We start from the raw sequence: 15,071 nt of genomic DNA, 5'->3' as shown, positions 1-15,071 counted from the left end.
GTGGCTCAAGGCAATTTGTAGTGACTCGGCCCATTCATCAAATAATTAGCAGTCTTGATTTTTGGGAACCTCCCAAAACCCCGATGCCAGCCACTCAACACCTTTATAAATCAAAGAGTTACGGCGCTCAAACCTGCAAATTCAAAGGTTTTGAGAGGTTCCCAATAGGCACCACGGAAGCAATGCTAAAGGAAATTATTTTTGATTTTCTTCATGGTTTAATTTCCCCCAAAGATTCGATGATTTTTTGTGATTCGACGCGTCCCAGATCCCGTTGCTCTTTAGAAATTCCGGATTCAGCTCTATTGAGAAAATCGCTTTTAAGCAGAGCTTGGCGTTTCGATTCATCACGACCGACCAAATAATGCCAAGCGTGCGCATAAGCATATGAGCGCACGGGATCGTAAAGATCACTGAAAACCGCACCGGGACGTTCAGTTACGGGCTTGTTGTCGTACACATCCGAAAGAAGTAGAAAGGCCCCTATCTGCCCTTGACGTGCAGCCACGTTCAACCACGAAACCGCCTGTGTCTGCCACTCTTTAACTCCTGGATTTTCAAGGGTCTGGGGCCCAGTGGTTGCGCCCCATCTGCCTAAAGGTCCCGCCGTATAGAAAGCGACCATCGCGTCCAAATCACCGTCTCTGGCCCAATTGCCGAGAATCTCCGAGCGCAATTCGTAGTCAGCATCCGAAAGGCGGGCGCACATCTCGCTTTGCGTCTTCACCATAGAGTCAAGGGCAGCAGTTTGGGCAGTTACACCTGTACGGCTCTTTTCTGCCACCGCTGCTTCTCTGTTTAGCTCCGTAGAAGCACAAAAAGAGAGTCCTGCAATGACTTCCTCCTGAATTGACCGACCCTTTTTTCCTTGCCGATAATCCACCACACCTTGCCAAACGGGGCGTATCGGCATTTTCAAACCGTTGACAAGCACCTTGGCACTGGCAGGCTGGGAAGCATTTTTATCATCCCTACCCAATGCGCCGGAGGCACTGGCACTCAAAGGCTGGAGATTTAAGTTCGCAACAGGAGCGATTTTTGTAGATCTATTGACTGGCAGGGCGTCGCCTTCCCAGTGGGCCACTGTTACTGCACCTGCGGCAATTAATAATCCACCAACGATGAAGACCTTACGACTTTTCATTAGAAAACCTTTTTTGCATTTTCATCTCGACGACTTCTCACTCTCTCATTATCAAAATATTTGCCCGCATCAATATTAACGGCTTTCAGGCTTCGATTTTGCGGGCAGTAGCATCGCTTCAAGGCGGCTGATTCATCGCTCAGGAATGGGTCGTTGCTTCTTGGAATGGGTGTGAATGTGGCTGAAGGTGTGCCCAACGCTCTGACTCAAGCGCCATCTCCGACACAGAAAGTTGCGGAGTGAAATGAACACCAATGCAACTCAGACTTCTGGCAAATTTCCAAAAGCCACAGGAACTGGAAAGTTCTCTCACCACGGTGATTGGAATTTTGTAGTTTTGGGCAAGGTAATTCAGCAACGCAGTGCCGTACCCCTGCCTCCGATACGCGCTAAAAATTTCAACGTTATACACGTAGACACGATCATTCAAGGGTGATACCGCATAACAAGCCTCTCCCACAGTCGTTCCCTGCTGGTTCTTGATGACGGCTTTCACGTCTGGATTGGGAGCCGTGAAAGTCATGTCGTAAGTTCTGGTCACATCCATGGTGATTTTTGGAACGTGAGCCAGCTTACGTTGCACGCGCCATCTGGACAAAATGCTGATCATCTTATTCTCCCCATAATTTATACAAATACGAAGCAAGTCTTCGAAGACCCTGCCCAGGCAGAGCCAGGCATGCTAATCATTGGGTGTTTTTCGCCAGCACCCTATAAGCGTTTTAAATAACGCCAAAGCCATTAGCGTGTCGAACTCTAACGGTTTAAGATTTGATCGCCCAAAGCAATTTGTTGCAAACCGTTTTGCTGGAGATATTGATCGCTCGAGAGCAATGGCCGGCGCCAAGGAAATCACGGCACGCAGCACGTTCTGTCAGCATTCATAGTTGAGTCGAGGGGTTTCCAGGCCTGGGGACGGCGGAGCAGCCAAGCGCCAATGTTGCCGACGAAGTCCCTGGCGGTACCCCGAACAGCATGGCTGCTCGCGCTGTGCACACCAGCCCCGAGCACGCCGAACTGGCGGAGTGCCTGGCCCTGCGCCGGCACAGCGAACGTCGGAGAACCGACAGCCCCGTGCAGGCGCCGCGACAGCAGGTGCGTTCTTGAGCAAACGCGTAAAGACGTAGCCCGGTCTCTCATGCGCCAGACACCGCGTGGTGCACACCACCGGTGCCTGGCGCGCGGCGACTGTTTCTACGGCCAGCGCCGCACGTACACGATGACGGGCACCTACCGGTTCTGAGGACGGCCCCGCACCGGGGCCTCACCCCAGCCACCACCGTGCCAGGGCGCCGTAGAGCGGAATGCCCAGCACGAGGTTGAAGGGAAAGGTGACGCCCAGGGACAGGCCCACGTAGAGCGCCGGCCGGGCCTCGGGCATCGCGTGGCGCAGCACGGCGGGCACGGCGATGTAGGAGGCGCTGGCGCCCAGCACGGCCAGCAGCGTGGCCTCGGGCACCGCCAGGCCCGCCAGCTTGGCCAGCCCCAGGGCCAGCAACCCGTGCGCCACCGGGCCCACCACGGCGAACAGTGCCAGCGGCAGGCGCTGCGCGCCGAGCCCGGCCAGGCCCGGGAGGCTGCGCGCCGTCATCAGGCCCATGTCCAACAGGAAGAACGCCAGCAGGCCCTTGAACAGGTCCACGGTGAAGGGATGCATGGCCTGTTCGCCCTGCGCACCCGTCAACAGCCCCACCAGCAGCGCCCCCAGCAGCAGCACGGCGCCGCCGTCGGTCAACGCCTCGCGCAGCACCGGGCCCAGTGGCGAGCCCACCCGCGCCGACCCGATGCCCGGGCCGCCGGCCATCACGGCCTGCGATCCCACGGCGATGGGGGCCACCGCGGCCGGGGCACGAAGCCAATGCGCCATCACCACCGCCAGCACGATGGCAGGCGACTCCATCAGCGCCATGGCCGCGGCCATGTAGCCGCCGGCGGGGGTGCCTTGCTGCTCAAGGAGATGGCTGGCGGTCACGAAGGTCACGGCACTGACGCTGCCGTAGGTGGCCGCCACGGCCGCCGCATCGAAGGGCGGCAGCAGGCGGCGCAGCACGCACCATGCGATGGCCGGCACGGCGACGGCGAGCACCAGGGCACTGACCAGGGCGGCGGAGACCTGCACCGTCCAGCCGGATTGGGCCAGGGCGAATCCGCCCTTGAGACCCAGCGCCATGAGCAGGTACAGCGACAGAAAGCGCGACAGCGGCGCGGGAATCTCCAGGTTGGAGCGCAGCAGCCCGGCCGCCAGGCCGAGCACGAAGAACAGAATCGCGGGATCGAGCAGGTGTTTCATGGGGCGCGATGCTAGGCGGCAACGGCGATGAAGGAAAATCGATACTGTCGATCCGACCCATCGAGATTTCTCTATGCATGCCACTTTCCGCCAATTGCAGATCATGCTGGCCCTGGCCGAGACCGGCTCCATCACCGGGGCCGCGCGCCACTGCCACGTGACCCAGCCCACGGCGTCGATGCAGCTCAAGGAGCTGTCGGACGCCATCGGCCTGCCGCTGTACGAGCGCGTCGGACAGCGGCTGCACCTCACCCAGGCGGGCGAGGCGGCGGCGCAGACGGCACGGGCCATCGCGGCCGACTGGGAGGCACTGGAGCAGCGCGTGGCCGCGCTCAAGGGCGTGAGCCAGGGCCGGCTGCGCATCGCGCTGGCCAGCACCGCCAAGTACTTCATTCCGCGCATGCTGGGGCGCTTTTGCGAGGAGCACCCGGGCGTGGACGTGGCGATGCAGGTGCTCAACCGCGACGGCGTGGTGCAGCGCCTGCTGGCCAACGAGGACGATCTCTACATCCTGTCCATCCCGCCGCGCGGCGTGCCGCACGACCGGCAGGTGCTGCTGAGCAACCCGCTGGTGGTCATCGCCGCGCACGGCCATCCGCTGGCCGCGCGCCGGCGCGTGCGGCTGGAGCAATTGCTCAAGGAGCCGTTCATCCTGCGCGAGACGGGTTCGGGCACGCGCCTGGCGACGGAGGAGCACTTCAAGGCCCTGGGCTTCGCGCCGCGGGTGCGCCTGGAATTGGGCAGCAACGAGGCCATCAAGCAGTCCGTGGCGGCCCGCATGGGCCTCGGGCTGGTGTCGCGGCATGCGCTGGCCGCAGACCCTGCCAGCGAAGGCGTGGCCATCCTGGCAGCGGAGCGCATGCCCGTGCCCTCGTCGTGGTACGTGCTGTGGCCGCAGGGCAAGCGGCTGTCGCCCATCGCCGAGACCTTTCTGCGGCAACTGCTGCAACAGGCGCGCGGGTGGGAAGTGCACTCCTGAAGCCACCGGGCGGCGCGCGGTGCCATCGCTATGGCATCCACAGCGAGCCGCGCGACGCGGCGGCGTTCAGCGGCCCGCGATCATCTTCACGCCCAGGCCCACGAACACGGTGCCGGCCATGCGGTCCAGCCACAGGCCCGTGCGCGGCCGGCGGTTGAGCCAGGCGCCGATGGCCCCCGCAAAATAGCCCAGCAGTCCGAACAGCACCGCCGCCTGCAGCGTGAACAAGAGCCCCAGCAGGCCCAGTTGCAGGGCGACGTTGCCTTGCGCCGGCACCACGAACTGCGGCAGGAACGACAGGAAGAAAAGCACCACCTTCGGGTTGATCGCATTGGCGAGCATGCCCTTGAAGAACAGGCTCCGGAGCGACTGCGCCGGTGCGCCCGTGGCATCGACGCGGCCAGCGCCCGGGCTGCGCAGCGCCTGAATGCCCAGCCAGATCAGGTAAGCCCCGCCCAGCCACCGCAACACCGTGAAGGCGACGGGCGACGCGGCGATCAGCGCACTCACGCCCACCACCGCCAGCAGCGTGTGGCTCAGGCACCCCAGCGCGCAGCCCAGGCCGAACACGATGCCCTGCCAGCGCCCCCTGGACATGCCCATGCCCAGCACCAGCAGGTTGTCGGGACCGGGCGTGGCCGTGATGAGCACGGCGGTGAGAAGGAAGGCAAGCAGTTGGGCGATGGTCAGCATCGGGCGATGATATGCGCGCAATGCGCCCTCCTGCCCGGACCCGGGCGTGCCACCAACCCGGGCAAAAAAAAGGCCGCGCTGTGCAGCGCGGCCTTTCGACGACACGGTGGGGATCACACGTTCATGATCGACACGAGGCGCGTGTTCAGATGGGCTTCCACGGCCTCGGAGCCGCCTTCGGAGCCGTAGCCCGAATCCTTCAGACCGCCGAAGGGCAGCTCGGCTGCGGGTGCGGCGGCCTGGTTGATCCAGAGCATGCCCACTTCCAGGCGCTGGGCCAGCAGGTGCGCGTTCTTGAGCGAGCGCGTGAAGGCGTAGCCCGCCAGGCCGAACGGCAGGCGGTTGGCCTCGGCGATGGCGTCCTCGATCTTCTCGAAGCCGCGCACGGCGGCCACGGGACCGAAGGGCTCTTCGTTGAAGATGCGGGCCGACAGGGGCACGTCGTTGAGCACCGTGGGCTGGAAGAAGTTGCCTTCGCTGCCGATGCGTTCGCCGCCGGTGGCCAGTTGCGCGCCCTGTTGCACCGCGTCGGCCATCAGGTCGGCCATGGCGGTGATGCGGCGCGGGTTGGCCAGCGGGCCCATCTGCGTGCCATCGGCCAGGCCGTTGCCCACCTTGAGGCCCTGGGCGTGGCGCGACAGCGCAGCCACGAACTCGGCGCGGATGCTCTCATGCACCAGGAACCGCGTGGGCGAGATGCACACCTGGCCCGCGTTGCGGAACTTGGCACCGCCGGCGGCCTTGATGGCCAGCTCGACATCGGCGTCTTCCGCCACGATCACCGGGGCGTGGCCGCCCAGCTCCATGGTCACGCGCTTCATGTGCTTGCCGGCCAGGGCGGCCAGCTGCTTGCCCACGGGCGTGGAGCCGGTGAAGGTCACCTTGCGGATGATCGGGTGCGGGATGAGGTAGTTGGAGATTTCCGCCGGGTCGCCATAGACCAGGCCCACGGCGCCTGCGGGCACGCCGGCATCGGCGAACGCGCGGATCAGCTCGGCCGGGCTGGCCGGGGTTTCTTCCGGCGCCTTCACGAGGATGGAGCAGCCGGCCGACAGGGCCGCGGCCAGCTTGCGCACCACCTGGTTGATCGGGAAGTTCCAGGGCGTGAACGCCGCCACGGGGCCCACGGGGTCCTTCACGACCATCTGGCGCGCGGCCAGGTTGCGGGACGGCACGATGCGGCCATACACGCGCTGCGATTCGTCGGCGAACCACTCGATGATGTCGGCGGAGGCCATGGTTTCCATGCGGGCCTCGGCCAGGGGCTTGCCCTGCTCCTGCACCATGATCGCGGCGATGGCGTCGGCGCGCTCGCGCATCAGGGCGGCGGCGCGGCGCATGGTCTTGGCGCGGTCCACGGCGGGAATGTCGCGCCAGGCCTCGAAGCCCTTTTGCGCGGCCTCCAGGGCACGGTCCAGGTCGGCCTTGCCCGCATGCGCCACGCGCCCGATTTCCTTGCCGGTGGCGGGGTTGTGCACGGCGATGGACTTGCCGTCGGCGGCGTCTTGCCACTGGCCTGCGATGAAAAGGCGGGTGCTGGGGTAACTCATTGTGTGAATGCTCCTGCTGACTGGATGGGTGAAAAGAAGGGGGCGAACCCTGCCGCGGCGGCCTGGGCCGCGCGGCAGCAACGGGCAACTATAGGCCCGTTCGCCGGCCCGTGCAGTCCGCGCGGTTACATCCCCAAAGCCCGCGCGGGGCCGGGGCCGCCGCACGCGCGGGCACGCAGCCGATCAAGGCCGCGCTGCCGCCACCTGTGCCGGTGCATCGCCCCAGCCACCGCCCAGCGCGCGGATCAGCCCCACCGTCGCCGTGTACTGCGCGGTGCGCACCTGCAGCGCCTGCCGGCGGTTGCGCAGCTCGCTGCGGCGCGCATCCAGCAGTTCGAGCTGGCTCACCAGGCCGTTGCGGTAGCGCGAGTCCGACAGCTGCGTCGCCCGTGCGGCAGCCTGCACGGCGCGGCCCTGCGCTTCGGCCTGGCCCGCCAGCAGGCGCAAAGCCCCTAGCTGGTCCTCCACCTCGCGAAATGCGGTGAGCACCTGGCCGCGGTGCGCGGCGAGCGCCCCTTCCAGCCGGGCGCGGGCGCCCTCTTCCTGCGCGGCGCGCTGGCCGCCGTCGAAGATCGGCAGCGACAGCAGCGCACCGATGCCCCACGACCGGGCCGACCACTTGAACAGATCGCCCAGCTCGGGCGAGGCGTAGCCGCCGTTGCCGGTGAGCGTGACGGCCGGGAACCACGCCGCCTGCGCCACGCCCACGCGGGCCTGCGCCGCCAGCACCGAGGCCTGCGCCGCCGACACGTCGGGCCGGCGCGCCAGCACCGTGCCGGGCACGCCGGCAGGAATCACCGGCAGCACGGCTTCGGCCGCAGCGCCGCCATGGGCGGCTGGCGCCACGGTGAAGCCGCTCGCCACGTCGCCCACCAGCACCGCCAGGGCGTTGTTCAGCAGCACCTGCTGGCGCTCCAGCGCGAGGGCTTCGGACTCGGTGGCGGCCACCTCGGTCTGCACGCGCGCCAGGTCCAGCTCGGCCACATCACCCGCCTGGTAGCGGCGCTGCGTGAGGCGCAGCGTGTCGCGGTAGGCGGCCAGGCTTTCCTCCACCAGCACGCGCTCGGCCTGCACCGCGCGCCATTGCAGATAGGTCTGCGCCACGTCGGCCTGCACCATGAGCCGCGTGCTCTGCAGCAGCGCATCGCGTGCCTGGGCGTCGAGCCACGCGGCATCGCTGGCCTGCGACAGGCGGCCGAACAGGTCGAGCTCATACGACACGTTCAAGCCCGCCGTGGCCAGCGTGGCCGGCACCGGGCCGCCCGTGGCGGTGTTGGCGCCCGCCTGCCGCGATACGCCGGTGGACACGCCGACCTGCGGGGCGCGGTTGGCATCGGCCGAGCGCAGCAGCGCCCGCGCTTCGGCCAGCCGCGCGGCGGCCTCCTGCACGGTGGTGTTGCCGCGGCCGGCGCGCTCCACCAGACCGTTCAGCACCGGGTCCTGAAAGCCCAGCCACCATTCGCCGCGCGGCTGTGCCTCGGCGGGGGGCGCGGTGGTCCACGACCGCGCGCCGTCGGCCTCGCTGAACGTGGCCGGCAAGGCCACGCCCGCGTGCTCGGGCGGCGGGGCGAGCGGGGTGCCCATGCAGCCGGCCAGCACCAGGGCGGCCGCCAGGGGCGCCAGGCGGGACCAGGATGGCAGGGAAATCGACATCAAGGGGGCAGTCATCGCACGAACTCCTTCGCTCATTCGTCATGCCCGCGCGGCGACGCCAGCACGGGGTGGACCACGGCGCCAGCGCCGGTCCCGGGGGTATCGGTCAGGGGCGCGGTGTGGCTGCCGTGCTGCTGCAGCGGCCGGTTGCCGGCCAGGCGGCGCAGCGCCACGTAGAACACCGGCGTGAGGAACAGGCCGAAGGCCGTCACCCCGATCATTCCGGCGAACACCGCCACGCCCATGGCGCTGCGCATCTCGGCGCCGGCACCGGTGGACAGCACCAGCGGCAGCACGCCCATCACGAACGCCAGCGACGTCATCAGGATGGGGCGCAGCCGCAGGCGGCTGGCCTCGATGGCGGCCTGCACCGGCGTGCGGCCGGCAAACTCCAGCTCGCGGGCGAACTCCACGATCAGGATGGCGTTCTTGGCCGACAGCCCCACCAGCACGATGAGCCCGATCTGCGTGAACACGTTGTTGTCGCCACCGGACAGCCACACGCCCGTCATCGCAGCCAGCAGGCCCATGGGGACGATCAGGATGATGGCGATGGGCAGCGTGAGGCTTTCGTACTGCGCGGCCAGCACCAGGAACACCAGCAGGATGGCGATGGGGAACACCAACACGGCGGAATTGCCGGCCAGGATTTCCTGGTAGGTCAGCTCGGTCCATTCGAAGCCGATGCCCTGCGGCAGCGTCTCGGCGGCGATGCGCTCGATGGCGGCCTGCGCCTGGCCCGACGAGAAGCCGGGCGCAGGCCCGCCGTTCACGTCGGCCGACAGGAAGCCGTTGTAGCGCATGGCGCGCTCGGGCCCGAAGCTGGGCTCGATCTTCATCAGCGCCGACAGCGGCACCATCTCGCCGGTGGTGGAGCGCACCTTGAGCAGGCCCACGTCCTCGGCCCGGGCACGGTAGGCCGCATCGGCCTGCACGCGCACGCTGTAGGTGCGGCCGAACTGGTTGAAGTCGTTGGCGTACAGGCTGCCCAGGTAGATCTGCAGCGTCTCGAAGATGTCCGTCACCGGCACGCCCAACTGCCGCGCCTTGGTGCGGTCGATGTTGGCGTACAGCTGCGGCACGTTGACCTGCCAGCTCGTGAACAGGCCGGCGAGTTCCGGCGTCTGGTACGCCTTGCCCATGAAGGCCTTCACGGCGGCGTCCATGGCCTCGTAGCCCAGCGAGGCGCGGTCCTCGATCTGCAGCTTGAAGCCGCCGGTGGTGCCCAGGCCCGCCACGGGAGGCGGCGGGAACATCGCGATGAACGCGTCCTGGATGCTGCCGAAGGCCTGGTTCAACTGGCCTGCGACGGCGCCGCCGCTCTGGTCCGCGCGGCCGCGCTCGGCGAAGGGCTTGAGCGTGACGAACACGATGCCCGAATTGGAGCTGTTGGTGAAGCCGTTGATCGACAGGCCCGGGAAGGCGATGGCGTCTTCCACGTTCGGATTCTTCTTGACGATCTCGCCCATGCGGCGGATCACGTCCTCGGTGCGGTCCAGCGTGGCGCCGTCGGGCAGCTGCGCGAAGCCCACCAGGTACTGCTTGTCCTGCGCCGGCACGAAGCCGCCGGGCACGACCTTGAACAGGCCCCAGGTCGCGGCCACCAGCGCGGCGTAGATCACCAGCATCAGCGCCTTGCGGCCGATGACGCGCTTGACGCCGCCACTGTAGGCCTCGGAGCCCCGGTGGAACACGCGGTTGAACCCGCGAAAGAACCCGCCCAGCACCTTGTCCATGCCGCGCGTCAGCGCATCCTTGGGCTCATGGTGGCCCTTGAGCAGCAAAGCGCTGAGCGCCGGCGACAGCGTGAGCGAGTTGATCGCCGAGATCACCGTGGAGATCGCGATGGTCACCGCGAACTGGCGGTAGAACTGTCCCGTGAGCCCGCTGATGAAGGCCAGCGGCACGAACACCGCCACCAGCACCAGCGCGATGGCGATGATGGGGCCGGACACTTCGCGCATGGCGCGGTAGGTGGCCTCGCGCGGGGTCAGGCCCGCCTCGATGTTGCGCTCCACGTTCTCCACCACCACGATGGCGTCGTCCACCACGATGCCGATGGCCAGCACCAGCCCGAACAGGGACAGCGCGTTGATCGAAAAACCCAGCAGGTGCAACACTGCGAACGTGCCCACCACCGACACCGGCACGGCCAGCAGCGGAATGATGGAGGCGCGCCAGGTCTGCAGGAACAGGATCACCACGATCACCACCAGCGCCACGGCTTCCAGCAGGGTCTGGATGACGGATTTGATGGAGGCGCGCACGAACTGCGTCGGGTCGTAGGCGATGCGGAACTCCACGCCCTCGGGCATGTTCTTTTGCAGCTCGGCCATGGTCTTGCGCACGTTCGACGAGATGTCGAGCGCGTTGGAGCCCGGCGCCTGGAACACGCCCATGCCCACGGCCGGGTCGTTGTTGAGCAGCGAGCGCAGCGAGTAGTCGGCCGCGCCCAGCTCCAGCCGGGCCACGTCGCGCAGGCGCGTCACCGCGCCGTCGCTGCCGGTCTTGACGATGATGTCGCCGAACTCCTCTTCGGTCTGCAGGCGGCCCTGCGCATTGATCGACAGCTGCATGTCCACGCCGGGCAGGCCGGGCGACTGGCCCACGACGCCGGCCGCGGCCTGCACGTTCTGGCCGCGGATGGCGGCCACCACGTCGGCTGCCGACAGGCCGCGCTGCGCGACCTTCTGCGGGTCGAGCCAGGCGCGCATCGAATAGTCGCCGCCGCCGAAGATCTGCACCTGGCCCACGCCCTGGATGCGGGCGAGCCGGTCCTTCACGTTGAGCACGGCGTAGTTGCGCAGGTAGTCGATGCCGTAGCGGCCATTGGGCGAGACCATGTGCACGACCATGGTCAGGTCGGGCGCGCTCTTGACCGTGGTGACGCCCAGCCGGCGCACTTCCTCGGGCAGGCGCGGTTCGGCCTGCGAGACGCGGTTTTGCACCAGCTGCTGCGCCTTGTCGGGGTCGGTGCCCAGCGCGAAGGTGACGGTCAGCGTCATCACGCCGTCGGTCGTGGCCTGGCTGCCCATGTAGAGCATGCCTTCCACGCCGTTGATGGATTCCTCCAGCGGCGTGGCCACGGTCTCGGCGATCACCTTGGGGTTGGCGCCCGGGTACTGGGCGCGCACCACCACGGAGGGCGGCGCCACCTCGGGGTATTCGGAGATGGGCAGCGCGCGCAGCGCGATCAGCCCGGACAGGAAGATGAGCACCGACAGCACCCCGGCGAAGATGGGGCGGTCGATGAAGAAGCGAGAGAGATTCATGGTGTTCTTTCGGTGCGCTCCGCGATCACGCCGCGGGCTGCTTGGCAGCGGCGCGGGCCTCGGCGCCATCGCCGGCCATGCCGGCCTTGGCGGTCATGGGCACGTCCTGGGGGGAGACCTGTGCGCCGGGGCGCACGCGCTGCAGGCCGTTGACGACGATGCGCTCGCCGACCTTCAGGCCCGAGGTGACGACGCGCAGGCCGTTCACCGGCGCGCCCAGCTGCACCTCGCGGTACTCGGCCTTGTTGCCCTCGCCCACCACCATCACGTACTTCTTGTTCTGGTCCGTGCCCACGGCGCGCTCGTTGATCAGCACGGCCTGGGTGTTCTTGACCTGGCCCATGCGGATGCGCGCGAACTGGCCGGGCATCAGCACGCCATCGGCGTTGTCGAACACGGCGCGCACACGCACCGTGCCGCTGCGGGCATCCACCTGGTTGTCGATGAGCTGCAGGTGCCCGGTGTGCGGCGTGCCGCCGGCCGTGCCCGTGCCCATCTGCACCGGAATGCTCTCGATCAGGGTGCGCGCGCTCTTGCCCGAACGCAGGCCCTCCAGCGCCTTCGCCACGATCTGCTCGTCGGTGTCGAAGCTCGCGTAGATCGGGCTCACCGACACCAGCGTGGTCAGCACCGGAGCGCCGGCGCCCGCGGCCACCAGGTTGCCCACGGTGACCTCGATGCGGCCCACGCGGCCCGCGACCGGGGCGCGCACCTGGGTGTAGCCCAGGTTCAGGCGCGCCGTCTGCAGTGCGGCCTGCGCGGCGCGCAGGTTGGCGTCGGCCTCGCGCTGGGCGTTCATGCGTTCGTCGTGCTCGCGCTGGGCGATGGCACGTTCTTCCCACAGGCGCGTGGCGCGCTCCATTTCGCTGCGGGTGTAGGACACGCGGGCCTGCGCGGCGACCACCTGGGCCTCGGCGCGGTCCACCTCGGCGGCGTAGGGCGCGGGGTCCACGGTGACCAGCAGGTCGCCCTGCTTGACCAGCGAGCCTTCGCGGAAATGCACGGCCTGCACGGCGCCGCCCACACGCGGGCGGATGTCCACGCGCTGCACGGCTTCGAGCCGGCCCGAGAACTCGTCCCACAGCGCGATCTCCTGCTGCAGCACGGCGGCCACCGAGACGGGCACCGCGGGCGGCGCGGCTTCCGGGGCCGGGGATTCGGCATGCGAGCTGGGCAGCCCGAAGAGCGTGCCGCCCGCGGCGGCGATAGCGGCCGCGGCGCCGGCGGCAGCCCACCAGCGGCGACGGGAAGGGGAAGTGTGTTGCGGGTTCATGGTGGAAGTCCTCCGGGTTTTTTCAAGGCAAAGGCAAAAAGTCGAAATCGATCGGGCAAGGGGTCCCCCTTCCGGCCCACGGGGCCAGAAAACAAAAGGGACGCAGCTAACAGTGGAAAGGCGGCGAAAGGCGGGTCGTGCGGCTCGCCGAAGCGGATCGCAGTATCAAACCTCAACCGGGGTTGAGGTCAATGCACCCCGCGGGTCAGCGCGCGGGCAGGTCGGTGGTGGTGAGGGTCAGGGCGCAGGACATCGGGTGGCCTCGAAGAAACGGCTGAACTGCGCCTGAACCTCGGGCGCACAAGGGCATTCGCCCGAACCGGGCTGCAGCAGGGCATCGGGCCACTGGTTCGCCTTGGCGAACACGTGCTGCGTGACTTCCAGCCCCGCCGCCTGCAGCCGGTTGGCGTAGGCGAGGGCTTCGTCGCGCATGGGATCGTCGTCGCCCACCAGCACCAGCGTGTGCGGCAGGCCGGCCAGCCGCTGCGCCATCGCGGGCACGGCATAGGGGTGTTCGGCATCGCGGGTGCAGCGCAGGAACTGCAGCCAGCCATCGGCCCACTTGCAGGCGGTCGATTCGCCCATGGCGGCACGCACCGAAGGCGTGGCGCCGCAGGGGTCGAGCATCGGCGACAGCAGGATCTGTCCGGCCAGCGGCGGATGGGACTGGTCGCGCGCCATCAGCGCCACGCCCGCGGCCAGGTTGCCGCCGGCCTCCTCTCCCGCCACGTACACCCCGGCGCCGGGACCGGCCAGGCGGGTGCGGTGCTTGTGCGCCCACTTGAGCACGAGGTAGCCGGCGTCCACCGGCTGCGGGAAGGGATGGTCGGGCGAGAGCGGGTACGCCACCGACACCACCAGCGCGCCGGCGCGCTCCAGCAGCCGGGCCACCGTGCAGCCGTTGTCCAGATCGCCCGCCACGAAGGCGCCGCCATGGAAGTGCACCACCAGCGGCAGCGTTTCCTTGGGCTTCTTGCGGCCGTACATGCGCACGGACACTTCCTGCCCCTTGGCCACCTCAATGGTGGTGTCGGTGCAGGTGGAGGGCGATGGCGATGGGGTGAAGGTGCTGGACATGGCGGTGACCGGACAAGACCGGGTGATGTGAAATGTAGCGACGCAGCCGCCGACGATAAACCAGCCAAATGCCACAGCTCTGTTTCCGATTGCCGAACAATCGGCGGCACGGGCCCGTGTGAGAATTCCTTGGCCCCATTCGGGGCCAGAGAGAAGGAGGGCCCATGGACCAGATCCAGGCCATGCGGGTTTTTGCAAGGGTGGTGGAGGCAGGCACGTTCACGCGGGCGGCCGATTCGCTGCAATTGCCCAAGGCAACCATCACCAAGTACGTGCAGGCGCTCGAGGCACGGCTGCGCGTGAAGCTGCTCAACCGCACCACGCGGCGCGTGACCGTCACGGCCGATGGCGCGGCCTACTACGACCGCACGGTGCGCCTGCTCGCCGATTTCGACGACATCGAGGCGAGCATGACGCACGCGCGCGCCACGCCCAGCGGCCGGCTGCGCGTGGACGTGGGCACTTCGGTGGCGCGGCTGCTCATCATTCCGCGGCTGGAGGAGTTCCATGCGCGGTTTCCCGACATCCAGATCGACCTGGGCGTGAGCGACCGGCCGGTGGATTTGATCGGCGACAACGTCGACTGCGTGATCCGCGGCGGCGAGCTGACCGACCAGTCGCTGGTGGCACGGCGCATCGGCAACCTGGCCTTCGTCACCGTGGCCGCGCCGGCCTACCTGGAGCGCTACGGCACGCCCACCCACCCCCTCGATCTGGAGGGCGACCACAAGAGCGTGATCTATTTCTCGCCGCTGTCCACCCGCCGCTACCCGCTGGAGTTCGTGCGCGACGGCGAGATGATCGAGGTCACCGGGCCCTCGCAACTGGCGGTGAACGAGTCCAACGCGTACTCGGCGGCGCTGGTCGCGGGGCGCGGCGTGGGGCAGATCACGCTGTTCCAGGCGGCCCGGCAACTGGAGCGCGGCGACCTCGTGCGGCTGCTGCCCGAGTGGTCCATTCCGCCCATCCCGATCTACGTGGTGTACCCGCCCAACCGGCACCTGAGCGCCAAGGTGCGGGCCTTCGTGGACTGGGCGGCCGAGCTGTTCGCCAGCGAGCGGTATCTGCAGACCTGAACGTTTGCTATATTTTTCATAGCTAAACGCCCTAGTATCGATTGCACTGGGGCCCTTTTTGATG

12 protein-coding genes are annotated in these 15,071 nt (G+C 67.4%); 3 read left to right on the top strand and 9 right to left on the bottom strand.

From position 1 onward, the window contains the following. Positions 1-211: 211 nt before the first annotated feature. The gene (locus AVKW3434_RS12240; protein ID WP_284406051.1) at positions 212-1,144 is read right to left on the bottom strand and encodes a hypothetical protein; all 933 of its coding nucleotides are present in this window, start codon (positions 1,142-1,144) and stop codon (positions 212-214) included. A 139-nt stretch (positions 1,145-1,283) separates the two neighbouring features. After that, complete coding sequence (locus AVKW3434_RS12235; protein ID WP_284406050.1) at positions 1,284-1,754, bottom strand: GNAT family N-acetyltransferase; 471 nt, start codon at positions 1,752-1,754, stop codon at positions 1,284-1,286. 365 nt (positions 1,755-2,119) lie between these two features. Here AVKW3434_RS12235 and AVKW3434_RS12230 point away from each other — a divergent pair, with 365 nt between their 5' ends. Continuing rightward, positions 2,120-2,251, top strand: a complete 132-nt coding sequence (locus AVKW3434_RS12230; RefSeq protein WP_284406049.1) for a hypothetical protein — start codon at positions 2,120-2,122, stop codon at positions 2,249-2,251. Positions 2,252-2,408: 157 nt separating this feature from the next. Here AVKW3434_RS12230 and AVKW3434_RS12225 read toward each other — a convergent pair whose 3' ends face one another. Then, the gene (locus tag AVKW3434_RS12225; protein ID WP_284395377.1) at positions 2,409-3,434 is read right to left on the bottom strand and encodes a sodium-dependent bicarbonate transport family permease; all 1,026 of its coding nucleotides are present in this window, start codon (positions 3,432-3,434) and stop codon (positions 2,409-2,411) included. A gap of 73 nt (positions 3,435-3,507) precedes the next feature. Here AVKW3434_RS12225 and AVKW3434_RS12220 point away from each other — a divergent pair, with 73 nt between their 5' ends. Beyond that, positions 3,508-4,413, top strand: coding sequence for a LysR family transcriptional regulator (locus AVKW3434_RS12220; protein WP_284406048.1), 906 nt, complete (start codon positions 3,508-3,510; stop codon positions 4,411-4,413). Positions 4,414-4,479: 66 nt separating this feature from the next. Here AVKW3434_RS12220 and AVKW3434_RS12215 read toward each other — a convergent pair whose 3' ends face one another. From AVKW3434_RS12215 to AVKW3434_RS12190, 6 genes are all read right to left on the bottom strand, one after another. Further along, positions 4,480-5,106, bottom strand: a complete 627-nt coding sequence (locus AVKW3434_RS12215) for a LysE family translocator (protein WP_284406047.1) — start codon at positions 5,104-5,106, stop codon at positions 4,480-4,482. A gap of 113 nt (positions 5,107-5,219) precedes the next feature. After that, positions 5,220-6,656 (bottom strand): NAD-dependent succinate-semialdehyde dehydrogenase, encoded by a 1,437-nt coding sequence (locus AVKW3434_RS12210; protein WP_284395382.1) that lies wholly within the window; start codon positions 6,654-6,656, stop codon positions 5,220-5,222. 183 nt (positions 6,657-6,839) lie between these two features. Further along, on the bottom strand, positions 6,840-8,324 hold the full coding sequence (locus tag AVKW3434_RS12205; protein WP_502869067.1) for an efflux transporter outer membrane subunit: 1,485 nt from the start codon (positions 8,322-8,324) through the stop codon (positions 6,840-6,842). Between the two features lie 17 nt (positions 8,325-8,341). Beyond that, positions 8,342-11,581 (bottom strand): efflux RND transporter permease subunit, encoded by a 3,240-nt coding sequence (locus AVKW3434_RS12200; protein ID WP_284406046.1) that lies wholly within the window; start codon positions 11,579-11,581, stop codon positions 8,342-8,344. A gap of 25 nt (positions 11,582-11,606) precedes the next feature. Next, a complete protein-coding gene (locus AVKW3434_RS12195) occupies positions 11,607-12,854 on the bottom strand; it encodes an efflux RND transporter periplasmic adaptor subunit (RefSeq protein ID WP_284406045.1) in 1,248 nt (415 codons plus the stop codon). Positions 12,855-13,091: 237 nt separating this feature from the next. Beyond that, positions 13,092-13,931, bottom strand: coding sequence for an alpha/beta hydrolase (locus AVKW3434_RS12190; RefSeq protein WP_284406044.1), 840 nt, complete (start codon positions 13,929-13,931; stop codon positions 13,092-13,094). A 164-nt stretch (positions 13,932-14,095) separates the two neighbouring features. On the opposite strand from AVKW3434_RS12190, the gene AVKW3434_RS12185 reads away from it, so the two are divergent. Beyond that, on the top strand, positions 14,096-15,007 hold the full coding sequence (locus AVKW3434_RS12185) for a LysR family transcriptional regulator (protein WP_284395394.1): 912 nt from the start codon (positions 14,096-14,098) through the stop codon (positions 15,005-15,007). The last annotated feature ends 64 nt before the right edge of the window (positions 15,008-15,071 follow it).

Source organism: Acidovorax sp. SUPP3434 (assembly GCF_030159015.1).
GTDB lineage: Bacteria > Pseudomonadota > Gammaproteobacteria > Burkholderiales > Burkholderiaceae_C > Paracidovorax.
This window is presented reverse-complemented; position numbering and strand designations above follow the sequence as displayed.